The organism is Streptomyces sp. NPDC041970 (genome assembly GCF_055588985.1).
The window spans coordinates 1-17,445 of sequence record NZ_JBVJCD010000043.1; the positions used below are offsets into that span (position 1 = coordinate 1).

Consider the following 17,445-nt stretch of genomic DNA (forward strand, 5'->3'; position numbering starts at 1 on the left):
TCTGGTTGCACACCGTCCTCCTCGGTTGGGGCCCGTCCCCCCGGCGGGCGGTGGCCCTGGCCGGCGGACCACGCCGCGGGGGGGGCCGGACCCCCCGCGAGGGGGGCGCCCGCCCCACCGGCCACGACAAGCGTCCGATCAGCCGCGAAGGGCCTGGACCGCGGCTTCCAGCCGCTTGCCGAAGTCGCCGTCCGCCTGGCGGAAGTTGTTGATCGCGCGCTCGGCGATGTCGTCGCGCGAGACCTTGGAGATGAAGCCGGCGAGGTTGTCGACGAGCCGGCCCTTCTCGTCCTCCGTCATCAGGCGGTAGAGGTTGCCCGCCTGCACGAAGTCGTTGTCCTCGGCGTGGACGGGGGTGACGTAGTTGCCGGTCGCGCCGGTGACCGGGACCGACTGCCACAGCGGCCGGTCGGTCTGGGCGGGGCCGCCGAAGCTGTTCGGCTCGTAGTTCTTCGCGCCCTTGTGGCGGCCGTCGTACAGGAAGCCGTCCCGGCTGTTGGTCCGCGCCTCGGTGGCGTGCGGGCGGTTCACCGGCAGGTGGTCGGCGTTGATGCCGACGCGGTAGCGGTGGGCGTCGCTGTACGCGAAGAGGCGGCCCTGGAGCATCTTGTCCGGCGAGGGGCCGATGCCCGGCACGAAGTGCGCGGGGCTGAAGATCGACTGCTCGACCTCGGCGAAGATGTTCTCCGGGTTGCGGTTGAGCTCCAGCTTGCCGATCTCGATCGGCGGGTAGTCCGCGTGCGGCCACACCTTGGTGAGGTCGAACGGGTTGAAGCGGTAGGTCGCCGCCTCGGCCGCCGGCATGATCTGCACCTGCACGGTCCAGGACGGGAAGTCGCCGCGCTCGATCGCCTCGCGCAGGTCGCGCTGGTGGCTGTCGGGGTCCTGGCCGGCGAGCTTGTCGGCCTCCTCCTGCGTGAGGTTCTTGATCCCCTGGTCGGTCTTGAAGTGGTACTTGACCCAGAAGACCTCGCCGGCCTCGTTGTTCCACTGGTAGGTGTGCGAGCCGAACCCGTCCATGTGGCGCAGCGAGGCGGGGATGCCCCGGTCACCGAAGAGCCAGGTCACCTGGTGCGTCGACTCGGGCGACAGACCCCAGAAGTCCCAGACGTTGTCCGCCTCCTGGGAGCCGGTGTACGGGTCGCGCTTCTGGGTGTGGATGAAGTCGGGGAACTTGATGGCGTCCCGGATGAAGAACACCGGGGTGTTGTTGCCGACGAGGTCGTAGTTGCCCTCCTCGGTGTAGAACTTCAGCGCGAAGCCCCGAGGGTCGCGCACCGCGTCGGCGGAGCCGAGGTTGCCCGCGACGGTGGAGAAGCGCAGGAAGGTCTCGGTCTGCTTGCCGACCTCGGAGAGGAACTTCGCACGCGTCCACTGCGAGACGTCGCGGGTCACCGTGAAGGTGCCGTACGCACCCGCGCCGCGGGCGTGCACGACGCGCTCCGGGATGCGCTCCCGGTTGAAGTGGGCCAGCTTCTCCAGCAACGCCTGGTCCTGGACGAGGACCGGACCGCCGGGGCCTGCGGTCTCGCTGTTCTGGTTGTCGGCCACCGGCGCGCCGGCCTCCGTGGTGAGGGGTCCCTGCGTCACGTGCGCCTCCTGCGTCATGTCCTGCACTTCGGGGATCGGCCGACCTCGGTCGTCGGCCGACGTTCCGCACAGCCTGTCCCTTGGCGTATGCCGGTCCCGATCCTACAATGGACATTGTCTAAGTCAAGTGAACATCCAAAGTCACACCTGATCGGGACTCGGTCCCCACACTGTTAGGCTGGCCCCATGAGCGACCTGCTGGAACGACTCCGTGGACGCGGCTGGCGCATGACGGCGCAGCGGCGTGTCGTGGCCGAGGTCCTCGACGGGGACCATGTGCACCTGACGGCTGACGAGGTCCACGCGAGGGCTGTCTCCAAGCTCCCCGAGATCTCCCGCGCCACCGTCTACAACACCCTCGGCGAGATGGTGTCCCTCGGTGAGGTGCTGGAGGTCTCCACCGACCACCGGGCCAAGCGCTACGACCCGAACGCCCACCGCCCCCACCACCACCTGGTGTGCGCCCGGTGCGGCGCGATCCGGGACGTGCACCCCGCGGGCAACCCGCTCGCGGACCTGTCGGTGGACGAGCGCTACGGCTTCACCGTCTCGGACGTCGAGGTGACGTACCGCGGCGTCTGCCCCGCCTGCGCCGCCTCCGCCTGAGCGGACCGGGGCCCGTCCCGCGGCGGGCCCCTCTTCCCACGGGCCGCGCCCACGGCTCGAAACACGACGAAGGCCCGGATTCCTGAGAATCCGGGCCTTCGTCTTCAGTAGCGGGGACAGGATTTGAACCTGCGACCTCTGGGTTATGAGCCCAGCGAGCTACCGAGCTGCTCCACCCCGCGTCGTTGAACGCAACATTACGTCAACGGGTCGAGCGGTGCAAATCGCTTCCCCACCACCCCGGAGCCCACCGGCCGAAGACCGCCGGCCCCGGTCGTCCTACGCGGTCAGCTCCTGGTGCAGCGCCTCGCGCAGCCGCGCCGCGCGCTCGGCCACCTCCGCCGGGCCCAACTCGACCGCGCGGGCGCACCAGCGCTGCCCCTCGGTCAGCTCGCCCCGGCGTGCGGCGAGCAGCGCCAGCCGCAGCGCGGCCCGGCCGTGGCCGGCGTTGGCCGCACGGCTCCACCACAGGGCCGCCTCGCGCTCGCTGCCCTCGCGGGCGAGCAGCAGGCCGAGGTTGAACGCCCCGTTGCGGCTGCCCGCCTCGGCGGCCTCCCGGTACCAGTGGGCGGCGCTCTCCACGTCCCCGCGGGCCGCGGCGAGCATCCCGACGCGGACCTGGGCCCGGCGGTGGCCCTGCTGGGCGGCCCGCTCGTACCACTCCTCGCACTCGGTCTTCTCCGGCATCGGCTCCCCCAGCGCGGGCGGCCCCGACGGCGGCTGGCGCGCGTCCAGCACGCCGGCCAGCCGGAACGCCGCCTCGGCGCTGCCGCCGCCCGCCGCGGAGCGCAGGTGCCGCTCGGCCTCCTGGTCGTCGCCGTCGCGCAGCAGGGCGATGCCGACCTGGAGCGCGGCGTCGGTGTGCCCTGCCGCGGCCGCGCGCTGGTACCACCCCAGGGCCGTACGGTCCTCGTCCCGTCCGGCGTGCAGGATGCCCAGGTTGAACGCGGCGTCCACGCTGCCGGCCTCGGCCGCCTTGGAGAACCAGGGCTCGGCCCCGGTGTGGTCCCCGGCCTGGAGCAGCAGGACGGCGAGGGCGTTGGCGGCCTCGCGGTGCCCGGCGTACGCCGCCCGGCGGTACCACTGCTCGGCCTGCGGGGTGCGGTCCTGGGCGGCGCAGAGCAGCCCGAGGTTGTACGCCCCGTTGACGTCCCCGGCGTCCATCGCCGCCCGGTACCAGCGTTCGGCGGTCTGCTGCTCGCCGCGTGCGGCGTGCAGCGCTCCCAGCGCGTTGGCGGCGTTGCCGTCGCCGTCCTGGGCGGCGCGCAGCCACCACACGGCGGCGCTCTCCTCGTCGCCCGCGTCGCGCAGCAGGAAGCCGAGGGCGCAGGCCGCGCGGGCCTCGCCCTCCTTGGCGGCGGTGAGGTACCAGCGGCCGGCCTCCTTCAGCTCGCCGCGCTGCTCCAGGATCGCGCCCAGGTGCAGGGCCGCGCGCCGGTGGCCCCGTGCCGCGGCCTGGCGGTACCACTGCTCGGCCTCGCCGATCCGGCCGGCGGCGGGCCCGGCCACGGGGCTGTCGCCGTCGGCGGCGCTCCTCGCGCCCGCGGACCGCACGTCGGGGGCGGTCGCGGGACCGGGGCGCCCCAGGCCCGTCCCGGCCCGGCCGGACCGGGGGCCCCGGCCCAGGCCGAAGGCGTCGTGCGGGTCCTCGACGGCGTTCCGCTCCAGGGTGCGGGCCAGCCGGTAGGCGGCCTCGCGGTGCCCCTGCTCGGCGGCGGCTCTCAGCCAGCGCTCCGCGCCGACGTCGCCCCGGTGCTCGAGGAGGTCCGCCAGGGCGTAGGCGCCCAGTGCGTGGCCCTGCTCGGCGGACTGCCGCAGCCAGTACTCGGCGCCGGGCTCGTCGCCGCGTTCGCGCAGGTGGCGGCCGAGGGCGTGCGCGGCGGCGGCGGACCCGGCGACGGCGGCGACGCGCCACCAGCCCGCGGCCTCGTCCGGGTAGCCGCGCTGGTGCAGCAGGACGCCCAGGTTGTTGGCGGCGGCCCGGTCCCCTTCGGCGGTGGCGGCGCGCAGGTACGTCTCCGCGTCGTCTAGCTCGCCCCGGCGCAGCAGCATCGCGCCCAGGACGCTCATCGAGGCGGTGTCGCCCGCGTCGGCGGCGCGGCGGTGGCGCGCCTCGGCCTCGGCGCTGTCCGCCGCGTCCACGGCGTCCGTGGTGTCCTGGTCGGAGGCGGCCGCGTCCATGGCCGGACCTCCGCCGGGCTGTTCCATCCTCGTGTGCGTGGTGCGCCCCCCGGTCAGGGACCCGGACGCCGCCGCGGTCCCCGGGCCGCCCGATACGGCGGCGTCGTCTGCGGCGGATGTGCTGAAGCCTGCTGCGGCCGTCCCGGAGACGGTGACGACGAAAGCCTCGTCCACGGTGTTTCCCGTCCCTTGGCCGCGCCGCTGTGCAAACCGCCCCGTCTCCAACAGAGTTGCCCTGTCCCCCATAAATACCATCGTCGCACCACCTGTTACCCGCGTACACCTGGTATAGCGCGGCCAGTGAGGTCACTTCAGCGTTTTGTCGACATGCCCACAGAGAGATAAGTCAAACACGCCCGAACCCAACTCGTGCCCATCGAACCGCGCTTCACGCCCGCCGTTCGGGAAAGTCGCGGTACGGGACGACCAGGACATGACGAAGGCCCGGATTCCAGAGAATCCGGGCCTTCGTCTTCAGTAGCGGGGACAGGATTTGAACCTGCGACCTCTGGGTTATGAGCCCAGCGAGCTACCGAGCTGCTCCACCCCGCGTCGTTGTGTTCACAACCGTACCACGACGCGGGGTGGGTCCTTCTCAGCTCCCCTGGTCACCGCTCTCGGCGGCCCCGGCGGGCTCGCGGGCCGGCTCGGCCCCGTCCACGCCCGCCGGCCTGCCGGTGCTCGCGGGCTTGACAGCACCGTCCGGCTTGGCGGCGGCCTCCGGCTTGGCGCCCGCGGTGGGCTGTGCGGCAGCGGCCCTCTCCAGAGCCTCCTGGAGCGCTTCCTGCGCCTTGCCGTAGGCCGGCCAGTCCTGCTCCTCCAGCGCCTTCTCACCGTCGGCGTACGCCTTCTGGGCGTCCGCGATGGCCTTCTTCAGCGCGGCGGCGCCGGTGGCGGGCGGCTCGGTGGTGTCGCCCGGCGGGTCACTGGGGTCGGGCGGCGTCGTCTCCGCGTCGCCGTCCACCCCGAAGACCGCGTTGAGCGCGTCCCCCAGGCTGTTCTCGAAGACGATCTTCGAGCCGTAGGAGGCGGCCACCTTGCGCAGCAGCGGGTAGTTCTGCGTGCCGCCGCGCGTGTAGACGGGCTCGATGTAGAGGAAGCCGCCCTCCAGCGGCACCGTCAGCAGGTTGCCGTACTCGATGTCGGAGTCGGTGCCCTTGAGGTTCCTCACGAACTCGGCGACGTCGTCGTTGCCGTTCAGCTCGCTCTGGAGCTGGCCGGGGCCCTTCACCGTCGAGGTGACCCGCAACAGCCTTATCGTTCCGTAGTCCTTGCTGGCCGCGTCCGCGTTGACCGCCATGAACGCCCCCAGGTTCGGACGCCCCTTGGGGGTGAACGTGGTGGTCAGCGAGAACTGCTGCTCGTCCTGGCCCGGCATCTTCATGCTCAGGTAGTAGGGCGGGACGGAGCCCGGCTCCTTGTTGGTCGGGTCGTCCGGCACCTGCCACGCGTCACTGCCGCTGTAGAACTGCGCGGGCTTCTCGACGTGGTAGCGGGTCAGCAGCTCGCGCTGGACCTTGAACAGGTCCTGCGGATACCGCAGGTGGTCCATGAGCTCCTGGGGGATGTCCCCGCGGGCCTTCACCGTGTCGGGGAACGCCTTGCGCCAGGTCTTGAGGACCGGGTCCTCGGTGTCCCACTCGTAGAGCCGGACCTTGCCGTCGTAGGCGTCGACGGTGGCCTTGACCGAGTTGCGGATGTAGTTGACCTGGTTCTGCTGGGCGACGACCGCGCGCTGGTTGGTGGTCAGCGAGTCGGCCGTGGTGTCGCCGAGCGTCGTCCGGGACGCGTACGGGTAGCCGTTCGTCGTGGTGTACGCGTCGACGATCCACTGGATCCGACCCTTGACGACCGCCGGGTAGGCGTCACCGTCGATGGTCAGCCAGGGGGCGACCGCCTCGACGCGCTCCTTGGGCGTGCGGTTGTACAGGATCCGCGAACCCTCGCCGATGGCTCCCGAATAGAGGATCTGCGGCTCGCTGAAGGAGACCGCGTACGCGGCGCGGTTGAACGAGTTGGCGAGGCTGACCCCGCTGTCGCCCTTGTAGCTCGTGGTCTTCTCGCCGTCCTCCTCGTAGTCGAGCTCCTTCTGGGGCCCGCCGACGATGGAGTACTGCTCGGTCTTCTCGCCGTAGTAGATCCGCTGCTCGTACTTGTCGAACTCACCGGTGGAGGGTAGGCCCGACTCGGTGAAGTCCGGGGACCCCGGCGGGTTGTTGCCGGTGGTGGTGCCCCGCGCCGCGATGGCGCCGTAGCCGTGGGTGTACGTGAAGTGGTCGTTGATCCAGTTCCGCTTGGGCAGACCCTGGATGTTCAGCTCACGCAGACCGATGACCGTGTCCTGCTCCTTGCCGTCCGCGCCCTTGTAGCGGTCGACGTCCAGCGTCCGGGGGAACTGGTAGTAGTTCCTCTTCTGCTGGAGCTGCTGGAAGGCCGGCGAGACGACGTTGGGGTCCATCACGCGGTAGCTGGCCGCCGTGTTGGCCGCGGCCCGCAGCGTCGTGCCGTCGTCCGTCGTGGCCTGGCCCTCGTAGTCGTCCACCTTCGCGTCGTCGATGTCGTACGCGTCGCGCGTGGCGTCGATGTTCTTCTGGATGAACGGCGCTTCCTTGGCCTGCTCGTTCGGCTGGACCTGGAACTTCTGCACGATCGCCGGGTACAGCCCGCCGATCAGGATCGCCGAGAGCACCATCAGGCCGAAGCCGATGACCGGGAGCTGCCAGGTGCGGCGCCACAGCGTGGCGAAGAACAGCACCGCGCAGATCACGGCGATGCAGAACAGGATGGTCTTCGCCGGGAGGTAGGCGTTGGCGTCGACGTACCGCAGGCCGGTCCAGTTGTCGGTGGCCTTGAAGTCACTGGACTTCACGGCCAGGCCGTAGCGGTCGAGCCAGTACGCCACGGCCTTCAGGGAGACGAAGACGCCGAGCAGCACCGAGAGGTGGCCGGTGGCCGCGCCGGTGGCGCGGGCGCCGGGGCTGGTGATGCGCAGCCCGCCGTACAGGTAGTGGGTCAGGGCGGCGGCGATGAGCGAGAGCACGGTCGCCGCGAAGCCGAAGCCCAGCAGGAAGCGGTACCAGGGCAGGTCGAAGGCGTAGAAGGCGACGTCCAGCTTGAACTGGGGGTCCTTCTGGCCGAACCGCACGCCGTTGACGTACATCAGCCAGGTGCGCCACTGGCCGGAGGCGGAGGCTCCGGCGATCAGCCCGACGAGCGCCGTGACGGCGAGCAGCACCCACTTCTTGAAGGGGGCGACGCTCATGCGGTAGCGGTCCAGGCTCTGCTGCTCCAGCGACATCGCGCTCAGCGGCGGCCGGAGCCGGTGCGCGAGCCAGATGTTCACGCCGATGGCGAGCGCCATCAGCAGCCCGAAGACGAGGAAGAGCCCGATCTTGGTCCACAGGGTGGTGGTGAAGACGGATGAATACGCGACCGACCTGTACCAGAGCCAGTCCGTCCAGAACCCGGCGAACATGACGAAGGCCATGGCGAGGACCGCCAGGACGCCCAATGTCATGAGCAGGGTACGGGCGCGCCGGGACGGGCGGCCGACTCTGATCCGTGGCCCGGTCGGGCCTCCGCCGCGGTCCGGCATCTGGAAAGCCAACGTGCGCACCTCGAAGTTCGCGGTCGTGGGGAACAGGCTCAGCGATCCTAGAGCCCACCTATGCAACTTACTGAGGCTTTACCTAGTTCCCGCTTCCGGGGTGGAAGGAGGCAGGATATTGGCCATGCCCAACGTTTCCCCCGCAGGACCTCCGATGGCCGCGAGTCCGCTGACCGTCGCCGTCCTCGAAATCGACGCCTACGCCTCCACCCTCGGCTGGGACCAGCCCGCCCGGCTGTTCGCCCTGGTCGACACCGCCCGGCTGCGGGCCCAGGAGCCCGCTCTCGCCGCCCAGCTCGGCCTGGACGGAGCCGCCGCCGCCCCCGTCGCCTCCCTCACCCCCGTCGAACAGGAGGAGTTGCCCGCCGGCACGGCGCTGGACGACTTCCTCGCCACGATCGCCTGGCCCGACGCGGTGGCCGGGTGCGCCATGACGGTGGAGCGGCTGATGCTGCCGCCGTCCGCCGAGGCGTCCGTGCCGGAAGGGCTCAGCGACAAGCGGCTGGCGGAGTGGGTGGCGAACCACCCCGACCGGCAGGAGGTCCGGATGACCGTGGCCGTCCTGCGGGACGGCGCGCGCGAGTCGGCCGTACGGCTGCGGGAGAAGGACTCCCCCACCGAGGTCCTGACCGGCGCCGGGCTGGTCCCCGGTCTCGCCGAGGCCCTCGCGGCGACGTTCGAGGCCTGAGCCGCGCCCGTCGTCCGGACCCGCGCCGGTCCGGGCGGCGGGGCCTCAGCTCGCCGAGCAGCTCGGCAGGCCGTCGGTCTCGCCGTCGCGGATGCGCTCCAGCGACTTCTTCGCGTCCGCGATGGTCTTCACCCGCACGAGGGTGAGCCCGCTCGGGACGTCGGCCGCGGCCGAGGCGCAGTTGTCGCTGGGCGTGAGGAAGTAGCGGGCGCCCGCCTCGCGGGCCCCGACGAGCTTCATGGTGATGCCGCCGATCGGGCCGACCGCGCCCGCGTCGTCGATGGTGCCGGTGCCCGCGACGAATTCGCCGCCGGTCAGATCGCCGGGGGTGAGCTTGTCGATGATGCCCAGGGAGAACATCAGCCCGGCGCTCGGCCCGCCGACGTCCGCGAGCTTGATGTCGATCTCGAACGGGAACGTGTGGTCCGTGCCGGCCCTGATGCCGACGATCGCGCGCCCCTTGCCCGCGCCGGCCCCGCCGCCGTCCTCTGCGGGGGCCTTCCGGGTGGTGAGGGTGACCTTCTCGCCGCCCTGGGGGGTCCGGCCCGCCTTCTCGGCGGCGGCGGCCTCATCGGCCGGGACGACGGTGAAGGTGACGTCCTCGCCGGGGCGGTGCTCGGTGACGAGCTTCGCCACGTCGTCGGGCTCCTTCACCGCCGTGCCGTCGACGGCCTTGATCACGTCGCCCGCGTGCAGCTTGCCCTCGGAGGGGCTGCCCTTGACGACCGTGGAGACCACGACCTGCGTGGAGACGGGGATGTCCAGCTCCCGCAGGGCGGCCACCTTGGCGCTCTCCTGGGACTGGCTGAACTCCTCGGCGTTCTCCTGGGTGGACTGCTCCTCGGTCTTGCCGTCCGGGTAGAGGGTCTCGTGCGGCACGACGACGCTGTCGTGGGCCAGCCAGCCGTAGACGGCCTCGACGAGGTTCATCCGGTAGTCCGCACCGGTGACGCGCACCGTCGTCATGTTGAGATGCCCGGAGGTCGGGTACGTCTTGCGACCGGAGACCTGCAGGACGGGCTCGCCACGCGCCTCGCCCAGGGTGTTGACCGTCGGTCCGGGGGACATCTCCGCGTACGGCACTTTGATCAGCACGCCTGCGCAGAGCAGCGCGATGAGGACGAGGGTGGAGGCGAGCATCGTCGCGGTGCGGCGTGGCATGGAACGACAGTACGGGAAGGGCCCGTCAGTGCACTTCCGGGGCCGGTCCGTCCGGGAGGGCCGGTGCACGGCGGAAGGGCGTCACACGGCGTGCGGCTCTCTCAGAGGACTCCGGAACCGGAGTGCGACTTCTCCATCGCGTCCCGGAACCTGGCGTAGCCGGCGAGTTCGGTGACATCGCCGGCCGTGCGGTTGCGGGCAGCCCAGCTCGCCCATATCGCACCGCCGACAGCAGCGAAAAGTGGAATCAACAACCAAGCGAGTGCCGCCATCACGACCTCCCTACCCCATGAGCGACCGAGTGACCGATCAGCAGATTAACGATCCGGAAGACCAACGCTCACGCCAGGGGGGCCGTTACGCAAATCGGGGCTGATGCGCCCCGGTCCGGTTTGCGGTCAGCACGCTCCGACCCATTCCTCCGTGCCGTCCGTGAAGCGCTGGTGCTTCCAGATCGGAACCTCGTGCTTGAGGTCGTCGACGAGCCTGCGGCAGGCCTCGAACGCCTCGGCCCGATGGGGGCAGGAGACGGCGACGACCACCGCCGGATCGCCCACCCGCAGTTCACCCACCCGGTGGACGGCCGCCAGCGCCCGGACCGGGAAGTCGGCGACGACCTTCTCCGCCACCCGGCGCAGCTCGTCCTCGGCGGAGGGGTGGCACGAATAGCCCAGCGCGTCGACGTCCTGCCCCCCGTCGTGGTTGCGCACCGTGCCGACGAAGAGCGCGGTGCCGCCCGCGGCGTCGTCCCCGACGGCGCGGAGGACCTCGTCGACCGAGAGGGGAGTCGGCCGGATCGCGAGCAGCCTGACGGGGTCCGGAGCCGCCTGCTCGCCGGGGTGGTCGTGGGTGCGTGCCATGCCCCCATCGTGCCGTACGGCGCCGACATCGCGGTACCGCCGTCTCACCCGGCGGCGGGCGGGTCGTCCTGGAGCCTCCTCCAGGACCGCGGCCGCGAGGCGTCAGATGCGGCGGCGCGCCTTGCGGGCGCGGCGGACCAGGGCCGCTGTGCCGAGCAGGGCGACCGTGGCGCCGGCGGCTCCGGCGGCGGTGGCGTCCTTGCGCCCGAGGCGGCGTCCGGCGAGGGTGTGGCGGCCCTCGACCTCGGCGAGGAGGGAGCCGAGGACCTCCTCGTTGGTCCACTTCGGCCGCCACCCGGCGTCGTGCAGCCGGCTCACGCTCACCACCCAGGGGTGCATCGTGTACGCCAGGTCCCCGGCCGGCGAGGGCGTGAGGCCGATCCGGTGCAGCCGGGCGGCGGCCCCCAGGGCGACGGCGGAGGGCAGCTCCATCCGGCGTACGCCGCTCAGCTCCTCGATCTCCTCCTGCTCCAGCCAGCCGTCGCAGCCGACCGCGAACTCGCCGTCGATCTTCTCCAGGGCGGCGTACTCCAGGGCCGTCACCAGGTCGTCCACGTGGCAGAACTGCCAGGTGGGGCGCGATCCGGCGACGACCAGCAGGCGGGGTGACTCGAAGTAGCGGGTCAGCGCCGTGTCGGTGCCGCCGACCAGCACGGTGGGGCGCACGACGGTGACGTTCAGACCGGGGTGGGCGCGGGGGGCGCGGCGGCCGAGCCGTTCGATCTCCAGGAGGTCGCCGACGCCGGTGGCCTCCGCGGTGGCGCGCAGTTCGGCGTCCTCCGAGAGCGGCACGTCGTTGTCCGGGAACGCCCCGTAGACCATCGCGGAGGTGCACAGCACGACCCGGTGGACACCTGCGGCGGCGGCCGCGGTGAGCACGGTCTGGGTGCCCCGTACGTTGTACGCGGTGCGGGCGGCGGGGTCGGTCTCCAGGTCGAGGTCGAGGGCCAGGTGCACCACGACGTCCGCGCCGCGCAGCTTCTCGGCGATGACCGGGTCCCGGACGTCCAGGACGTGCCAGGTGGCCTCGGACACCTCACCGCGGCGCTCGTCCATCGCGATGACCTGCTTGACGGCGTCGGACGCGGCGAGGTGGGCGGTCAGCAGGTGGCCGATGCCGGTCGCGGCGCCGGTGACCGCGATGACGGGGCCCCGGTCGCGCGGGGACTTCTTCTCGGGCGTGTTCTCGGGCGAGGGGTCGGACAGGTTTCGCGCTGCGCGAACCTGCGGATCTGGGGAACTCACCGGGCGTCTCCAGCGGTTGTCTTCAGTACGTACCCGAATGACGCGTACGTACCAGGTGGCGTCCATCCTGCCGCAGGCCCGGAGTCGGCGGAGCACTGAGCCCCGATGCGGGCGTGGTGTCTACGCTGGATGGTGATGTCGGGCAGCCGCCGCCGGTTCCAGCCGGCGGCCCTACGAGCCGAGGAAACCCGTGAGTGACACCCCATTCGGATTCGGCCTTCCGCCGGAGGAGCCGGAGAACGGCGACGAGGGCAAGAAGAAGGACCCCACCGAAGGTGGGCAGAGCGCGGGCGGCATGGGAGGCCCGTTCGGTTTCGGACCGGGAGCGGGCGGTGAGAACCCGTTCGCCGCGATGTTCGGCTCGATGAATCCGAACGATCTCGGCGCGGCCTTCCAGCAGCTCGGCCAGATGCTGAGCTACGAGGGCGGTCCCGTCAACTGGGACATGGCCAAGCAGATCGCCCGCCAGACGGTCTCGCAGGGCACGTCGGACGGCACCAAGGACGAGAGCGTCGGACCGGCCGAGCGCACGGCGGTCGACGAGGCGCTGCGCCTGGCGGACCTCTGGCTGGACGGGGTGACGTCGATGCCCTCCGGCGCCGTCTCCACCGTGGCGTGGAGCCGCGCGGAGTGGGTCGAGGCCTCGCTGCCCGCCTGGCGGCAGTTGGTCGACCCGGTGGCCGAGCGGGTGGGCCTGGCGATGGGCGATGTGCTGCCCGAGGAGATGCAGGCCATGGCGGGCCCGCTGATCGGCATGATGCGGTCGATGGGCGGCGCCATGTTCGGCCAGCAGATCGGCCAGGCCGTGGGCGTGCTGGCCGGCGAGGTGGTGGGCTCCACCGACATCGGGCTGCCGCTGGGCCCGGCGGGCAAGGCCGCGCTGCTCCCGCTGAACGTGGCGCGCTTCGGCAAGGACCTCAGCGTCCCGCTGGACGAGGTGCGGCTGTACCTGGCCCTGCGGGAGGCGGCCCACCAGCGCCTGTTCGCCCACGTGCCGTGGCTGCGGTCCCATCTGTTCGGCGCCGTCGAGGCGTACGCCCGCGGCATCAAGGTGGACACCGCCAAGCTGGAGGACGTGGTCGGCCAGTTCGACCCCTCGCAGCCGGAGCAGTTGCAGGACGCCCTTCAGCAGGGCATGTTCCAGCCGGAGGACACGCCCGAGCAGAAGGCGTCGCTGGCCCGGCTGGAGACGGCTCTGGCCCTGGTGGAGGGCTGGGTGGACGCGGTGGTCCACGAGGCCGCGAGGACCCGGCTGACCTCGGCCGACGCCCTGCGCGAGACGATGCGCAGGCGTCGCGCCTCGGGCGGTCCGGCCGAGCAGACGTTCGCCACGCTCATCGGGTTGCAGTTGCGTCCGCGGCGGCTGCGGGACGCCTCGCGGCTCTGGGCCTCGCTCACGGACGCGCGCGGTCTGGAGGGCCGGGACGCGCTGTGGTCGCACCCCGACATGCTGCCGACCGCCGGCGACCTGGACGACCCGGACGGGTTCGTGCACCACGAGCAGGCGGACTTCTCCGAGCTGGACAAGATGCTCGGCGAGGCGGCGAAAGGCTCCGGCGGGGCGGCCGCGAAGGAGCCGGGCGCCGAGGACGGGCCGGCGGGCGACGCCGGCGCGGAGCCCGAGAGCGGTTCCGGGAGCGGCGGCCGGGACGACGAGGACGGCAAGGACGGCCCCGCCCGGTGAGCCTGCACGACGACGCCGTCCTGGTGCTGAAGGGGTACGCCGAGGAGGACGGGAGCGGCGAACAGGCCGGGCTGCGCCAGACCTATCTGGACCACCTGGCGCTCCACGGCGACGGCATGTGGAAGGCCTGCGGGGCCGGGCACGTGACGGCCAGCGCCCTGGTCGTCGACCCGGAGCGCGGCCGGGTGCTGCTCACGCTGCACAGGAAGCTGCGGATGTGGCTCCAGATGGGCGGCCACTGCGAGCCCCAGGACGCCACCCTGGAGGCGGCGGCGCTCCGCGAGGCGGTGGAGGAGTCCGGCGTCCCCGGTCTCACCCTGCTGCCGGGCGGCCCGGTCCGGCTGGACCGGCACCCCATCCCCCCGCCGTGCACCTGGCACCTGGACGTGCAGTACGCCGCGCTGGCCCCGCCCGGCGCGGCGGAGCGGATCAGCGAGGAGTCCCTGGAGCTGCGCTGGTTCCCCTACGACGAGGTGGCCGCGGTGGCGGACACGTCCGTCGTACGGCTGCTGGAGGCGACCCGGTCCCGACTGGAGCGGACGGGCCGGTAGCCTCCGGTCGCAGACACGCGTAAGGGGCGGCCTCGCAGGAGGCCGCCCCTTACCGCTGTGTCCGGTCCGGCCGGTCAGTTCCACACGTTGTTCTGGTTCTGACCGCGGGAGCCCTGCTGCCCCACGCCGAACTGGGCGCGGGCGCCCTGGCCGATCTGCGCGTTCTGCGGGGGCATGACCTCGCTCGGCTGGACCAGGGCGAACCCCTGGCCGAGGAAGCTCAGCTCCCAGCCCTCCCCGGTGGTGCCGCGTCGCCGGAAGACGCCCGCGGAGTGCGTCTGGGCCTGCATCTGCACCCGCAGGGAGCTGGACCAGGCGACGATCGCGTCGGCGTCGACGTTGACGTACTTGTCCGGCGTGACCTGCATCGTCAAAGGCTGGCCCGAGGTCATGAGGGCCACCTTGCCGGTTCCCGTGATGGTGAGCTGGTACTTGCCGCTGCCGGAGATCCCGTACTGGCTGTCCACCGCGACGACCTCGGTGTGCAGCGCGGAGTCGAGCGCGAGGACGTAGGAGCTGTCCACGGTCAGCCCGTCGCGGTCGACGTCCACCACGTGGACGTACTGGGCGAGGTTGGCGAGGTAGACGGTGCCCTGGCCGGACACCCGCATCAGGTCGAGGCCCTCGCCGGTGTGCTCGCGGGCGCGGCGCTGCCCCGCCGACTGGTACTCCCCGTCGAAGTCCATCAGCCCCTGGTAGGCGACCATGGCGCCCTTGCGGGCGAGGATGTCGTCGTGGCCGGTCAGCGCGACCCGCAGGAGCTGCGGGTTCTGGAGTGCGTACCGGTCCTGGGTCTGCTGCTCGGTGTGGCTGAAAAGCGGACTCTGCATGGCGTGTTCCCTCCCCCTCAGTTCCGGACCCGCAGGCGGTCCGTGCTGTCCTCGCTCGGCTGGACGACGACGATGCCCTGACCGGAGAAGGCCATCTGGTACGCCTCTCCGCTGCCGCGGCCGATCAGCGCCCCGGCCTTGAAGCTGCGCTTCCCCTTGACCTTCAGATTCGGGGACCAGGCGACCAGCGCGTCCGGGTCGACGTACGTCTCGTCCTCGCCGCGGCCGCAGTCGACGACGATCGGGGTGCCCCGCGAGGTGATGGCGACCCAGCCGGTCCCCTGGACGACGACGTTCCAGAGCCCCTGCCCGGCGAACTTGGCGAGCCCCTTGACCTTCTCGACACCCCAGGTGAGGTGGGCGTCGAAGGCGAGGAGGTTGGTGCCGTTGACGGAGATGGCCTCGTCGTCGAGGTTGACGACGAGCACGTCGGCGCCGTAGTCGGCGAGGTACAGCAGCCCGTCGCCGGAGCACTTCATGACGGGCGCGCCCTCGCCGGTGATCCACTGGGAGGCGATCTGGCGGACCGCGGGCGGGTTGGGCTCGTACTGGATGAAGCCCTCGTACGCCACCATCGAGCCGGTACGCGCGAAGAGGTCCTGCCCGGAGGCCATGGCGACCTTGAGCATACTTCTGCCGTGGTTCTCCATGCGGGCGGTGACGGGGGTCGGGGCGAAGCCCGCGAGTTGCTGGTTCATGACGGGCTCCCTCAGACCTCGTAGGGCTGGACGACGATGAAGTTGCCGGGGGCTCCCCGGAACTGGAGGTTCACGGTCTCCCCGCTGTGTCCCGGATACGCGTTGCGGCGCAGCCGGACCTGGCTGGAGACGATCACCTGCGAGGCGGCCGACCAGGCGACGACGGCGTTGCAGTCGGCGAACGTGGTGGGCGTGACCGGCAGGACGACCGGCGTGCCGTGGGTCTTGACGATCACGGTGCCGGAGCCCTGGAACTGCATGGTGAACAGCGCGCCGCCGGGGATGCCGTGCCCCTCGATCCTGCGGATCTCGTACTGGAGGGACTCGTCGAAGGCGAGGACGCTCTCCGCCGAGACGCAGACGGCGTCGCCCTGCAGCTCGATCGGGTGGAGGTGCGCGCCGGTTTCGGCGAGGAAGACCTGGCCGCGTCCGGTGCAGCGCATCAACTGCATCTCCTGGCCGGTGGCGTTGCCGACGGCACGGCCGACGAACCCGGCGCCCTTATAACCGAAGTCCACCTTGCCCTGGTACATCACCATGCTGCCCTGGCGCGCCAGCACCCCGGCGCCGCCCATGGTCAGGTCGACCCGCATGAGCTGCTGGTTCTGCGGGGTCCAGCGCTGTCCGGTCGCGGTCTCCTTGTACGGCTGCAAAGCCGCCTGGAGGCCGCCCCCGGTGGCCGGTACGCCCTGCGGCACTCCCGCGGGGGGACCGCCGGCGGGCTGCTGCCCGAACGGGCCCGGTGCGGGCTGCCCGTACGGCGCGGGCGCCTGCTGGCCGAAGGGCGCGGCCGGCGGGGCGCCCTGGCCGGGGAACTGTCCGGGGGCCTGGCCGAACGGGGGCTGGTGGGGCTGGGCGTACGGGGACGGGCTCTGGGGGGCCGGTGGCGCCTGGTGGGCCGGGGGCGCGAGGGGAGCGGCGATCGTCGGCGCCGCGTGCACCGGGTGCTGCGGGACGGTCGGCGGCGCGGGTGCGGGCGGGGCGCCGAAGGCCGGGGGCTGGGAAGCCTGCGGAGCGGGCGGGGCGGGCGGGGCGCCGAAGGCCGGAGGCTCCGCGGCCTGGGCCGGCGGGGCGAACCCCGGAGCGGCCGCCGCGACAGGCGGGGCGGGCGGGGCCTCCTCCTCGGCGACCTCACCGCCGAAGTTCTTCAGGAGCGCTTCGAGACCGCCGTCGAAACCCTGGCCGACGGCGGCGAAACGCCAGACGTCCTTCAGGTAGAAGTCGCCGAGCATCACCGCCCGCTCGGTGGTGAACTCCGACCCGGTGAAGGAGTACCTGACCACTTCCTCGCCGCCCGCGACGATCCGGATGTAGCCGGGGCCGATCTGCGACATCTGTCCGGCGCCGTCGAGCGTCGCGGTGAAGGAGAGCTTCTGGACGGCTGCCGGGACTCGGTCGAGCGTGACGCGGAAGGACTCGGTGTCACCGGCCTGGGCGCCGAGGAGCTGAATGGATTCCTCAGGCGATTTCGGCTGGTTGAAGAAGATGAAATACCGGTCGTCGGAGAGCTGCTCGTTGGCGTCGAGACCGAAGCAACTGATGTCGAACGTCAGTCCGGGGCCGGCGATCTGCACACCTACGTACAGGTCCGTCCCTGGTGTGAGATCACTGATCTTGGCCTTGTGGCCGCGTTGGAATTCCCTGGCCATGCGTAACGACCGTCCCCCATCCCGAAGGTGAATGCGTCGCGCCAGGCTAACCGCAAACGACGACATCCGGCCAAGCCGGTACACATCCGGTACAG

The 17,445-nt window shown here is 71.7% G+C and carries 13 protein-coding genes and 2 tRNA genes; 4 read left to right on the forward strand and 11 right to left on the reverse strand.

Annotated elements, in window-relative coordinates:
• Window positions 1-138: 138 nt before the first annotated feature.
• The gene (locus ACZ6EJ_RS20320) at window positions 139-1,590 is read right to left on the reverse strand and encodes a catalase (protein ID WP_469268857.1); all 1,452 of its coding nucleotides are present in this window, start codon (window positions 1,588-1,590) and stop codon (window positions 139-141) included.
• 186 nt (window positions 1,591-1,776) lie between these two features.
• On the opposite strand from ACZ6EJ_RS20320, the gene ACZ6EJ_RS20325 reads away from it, so the two are divergent.
• Window positions 1,777-2,196, forward strand: a complete 420-nt coding sequence (locus ACZ6EJ_RS20325) for a Fur family transcriptional regulator (protein ID WP_469268858.1) — start codon at window positions 1,777-1,779, stop codon at window positions 2,194-2,196.
• A gap of 108 nt (window positions 2,197-2,304) precedes the next feature.
• Here the strand turns inward: ACZ6EJ_RS20325 and ACZ6EJ_RS20330 are convergent.
• The 4 genes from ACZ6EJ_RS20330 to ACZ6EJ_RS20345 all read right to left on the reverse strand — a co-directional run bounded on the left by ACZ6EJ_RS20330 (window position 2,305) and on the right by ACZ6EJ_RS20345 (window position 7,972).
• A tRNA-Met gene (locus ACZ6EJ_RS20330) sits at window positions 2,305-2,378 on the reverse strand.
• A gap of 97 nt (window positions 2,379-2,475) precedes the next feature.
• Window positions 2,476-4,632 (reverse strand): tetratricopeptide repeat protein, encoded by a 2,157-nt coding sequence (locus ACZ6EJ_RS20335; RefSeq protein WP_469268859.1) that lies wholly within the window; start codon window positions 4,630-4,632, stop codon window positions 2,476-2,478.
• A 223-nt stretch (window positions 4,633-4,855) separates the two neighbouring features.
• Window positions 4,856-4,929, reverse strand: a tRNA-Met gene (locus tag ACZ6EJ_RS20340).
• 43 nt (window positions 4,930-4,972) lie between these two features.
• Window positions 4,973-7,972: a UPF0182 family membrane protein gene (locus tag ACZ6EJ_RS20345; protein ID WP_469268907.1), complete on the reverse strand. Its 3,000-nt coding sequence runs from the start codon at window positions 7,970-7,972 to the stop codon at window positions 4,973-4,975.
• A gap of 136 nt (window positions 7,973-8,108) precedes the next feature.
• Here ACZ6EJ_RS20345 and ACZ6EJ_RS20350 point away from each other — a divergent pair, with 136 nt between their 5' ends.
• Window positions 8,109-8,672, forward strand: coding sequence for a PPA1309 family protein (locus ACZ6EJ_RS20350; RefSeq protein ID WP_469268861.1), 564 nt, complete (start codon window positions 8,109-8,111; stop codon window positions 8,670-8,672).
• Window positions 8,673-8,717: 45 nt separating this feature from the next.
• Here ACZ6EJ_RS20350 and ACZ6EJ_RS20355 read toward each other — a convergent pair whose 3' ends face one another.
• The 3 genes from ACZ6EJ_RS20355 to ACZ6EJ_RS20365 form a co-directional block, all read right to left on the reverse strand.
• Window positions 8,718-9,833: a YlbL family protein gene (locus ACZ6EJ_RS20355; RefSeq protein ID WP_469268863.1), complete on the reverse strand. Its 1,116-nt coding sequence runs from the start codon at window positions 9,831-9,833 to the stop codon at window positions 8,718-8,720.
• 398 nt (window positions 9,834-10,231) lie between these two features.
• Complete coding sequence (locus tag ACZ6EJ_RS20360; protein WP_469268864.1) at window positions 10,232-10,693, reverse strand: molybdenum cofactor biosynthesis protein MoaE; 462 nt, start codon at window positions 10,691-10,693, stop codon at window positions 10,232-10,234.
• 102 nt (window positions 10,694-10,795) lie between these two features.
• On the reverse strand, window positions 10,796-11,938 hold the full coding sequence (locus ACZ6EJ_RS20365) for an SDR family oxidoreductase (protein ID WP_469268865.1): 1,143 nt from the start codon (window positions 11,936-11,938) through the stop codon (window positions 10,796-10,798).
• A 190-nt stretch (window positions 11,939-12,128) separates the two neighbouring features.
• Between ACZ6EJ_RS20365 and ACZ6EJ_RS20370 the strand changes: the two genes are divergently transcribed.
• Together ACZ6EJ_RS20370 and ACZ6EJ_RS20375 are read left to right on the forward strand one after the other, a co-directional pair.
• A complete protein-coding gene (locus ACZ6EJ_RS20370) occupies window positions 12,129-13,622 on the forward strand; it encodes a zinc-dependent metalloprotease (protein WP_469268867.1) in 1,494 nt (497 codons plus the stop codon).
• Window positions 13,619-14,173 (forward strand): NUDIX hydrolase, encoded by a 555-nt coding sequence (locus tag ACZ6EJ_RS20375; RefSeq protein WP_469268868.1) that lies wholly within the window; start codon window positions 13,619-13,621, stop codon window positions 14,171-14,173. The genes ACZ6EJ_RS20370 and ACZ6EJ_RS20375 overlap by 4 nt, the downstream gene beginning before the upstream one ends.
• 74 nt (window positions 14,174-14,247) lie before the next feature.
• Here the strand turns inward: ACZ6EJ_RS20375 and ACZ6EJ_RS20380 are convergent, their stop codons facing one another.
• The 3 genes from ACZ6EJ_RS20380 to ACZ6EJ_RS20390 are packed head-to-tail and all read right to left on the reverse strand — an operon-like array spanning window position 14,248 to window position 17,350.
• Entirely contained in the window at window positions 14,248-15,003 is a 756-nt protein-coding gene (locus tag ACZ6EJ_RS20380) for an AIM24 family protein (protein WP_469268870.1), read from the reverse strand.
• A gap of 17 nt (window positions 15,004-15,020) precedes the next feature.
• On the reverse strand, window positions 15,021-15,701 hold the full coding sequence (locus ACZ6EJ_RS20385; RefSeq protein ID WP_469268871.1) for an AIM24 family protein: 681 nt from the start codon (window positions 15,699-15,701) through the stop codon (window positions 15,021-15,023).
• Between the two features lie 11 nt (window positions 15,702-15,712).
• A complete protein-coding gene (locus ACZ6EJ_RS20390) occupies window positions 15,713-17,350 on the reverse strand; it encodes a TerD family protein (RefSeq protein WP_469268873.1) in 1,638 nt (545 codons plus the stop codon).
• Window positions 17,351-17,445 lie beyond the last annotated feature (95 nt).

Excerpts from the sequence above, each read along its gene's own strand:
- ACZ6EJ_RS20385 (WP_469268871.1), bottom strand. The coding sequence starts at position 15,701 with ATGAACCAGCAACTCGCGGGCTTCGCCCCGACCCCCGTCACCGCCCGC.
- ACZ6EJ_RS20350 (WP_469268861.1), top strand. The coding sequence starts at position 8,109 with ATGCCCAACGTTTCCCCCGCAGGACCTCCGATGGCCGCGAGTCCGCTG.
- ACZ6EJ_RS20390 (WP_469268873.1), bottom strand. The coding sequence starts at position 17,350 with ATGGCCAGGGAATTCCAACGCGGCCACAAGGCCAAGATCAGTGATCTC.
- ACZ6EJ_RS20325 (WP_469268858.1), top strand. The coding sequence starts at position 1,777 with ATGAGCGACCTGCTGGAACGACTCCGTGGACGCGGCTGGCGCATGACG.
- ACZ6EJ_RS20345 (WP_469268907.1), bottom strand. The coding sequence starts at position 7,972 with ATGCCGGACCGCGGCGGAGGCCCGACCGGGCCACGGATCAGAGTCGGC.
- ACZ6EJ_RS20355 (WP_469268863.1), bottom strand. The coding sequence starts at position 9,833 with ATGCCACGCCGCACCGCGACGATGCTCGCCTCCACCCTCGTCCTCATC.
- ACZ6EJ_RS20360 (WP_469268864.1), bottom strand. The coding sequence starts at position 10,693 with ATGGCACGCACCCACGACCACCCCGGCGAGCAGGCGGCTCCGGACCCC.
- ACZ6EJ_RS20380 (WP_469268870.1), bottom strand. The coding sequence starts at position 15,003 with ATGCAGAGTCCGCTTTTCAGCCACACCGAGCAGCAGACCCAGGACCGG.
- ACZ6EJ_RS20335 (WP_469268859.1), bottom strand. The coding sequence starts at position 4,632 with ATGGTATTTATGGGGGACAGGGCAACTCTGTTGGAGACGGGGCGGTTT.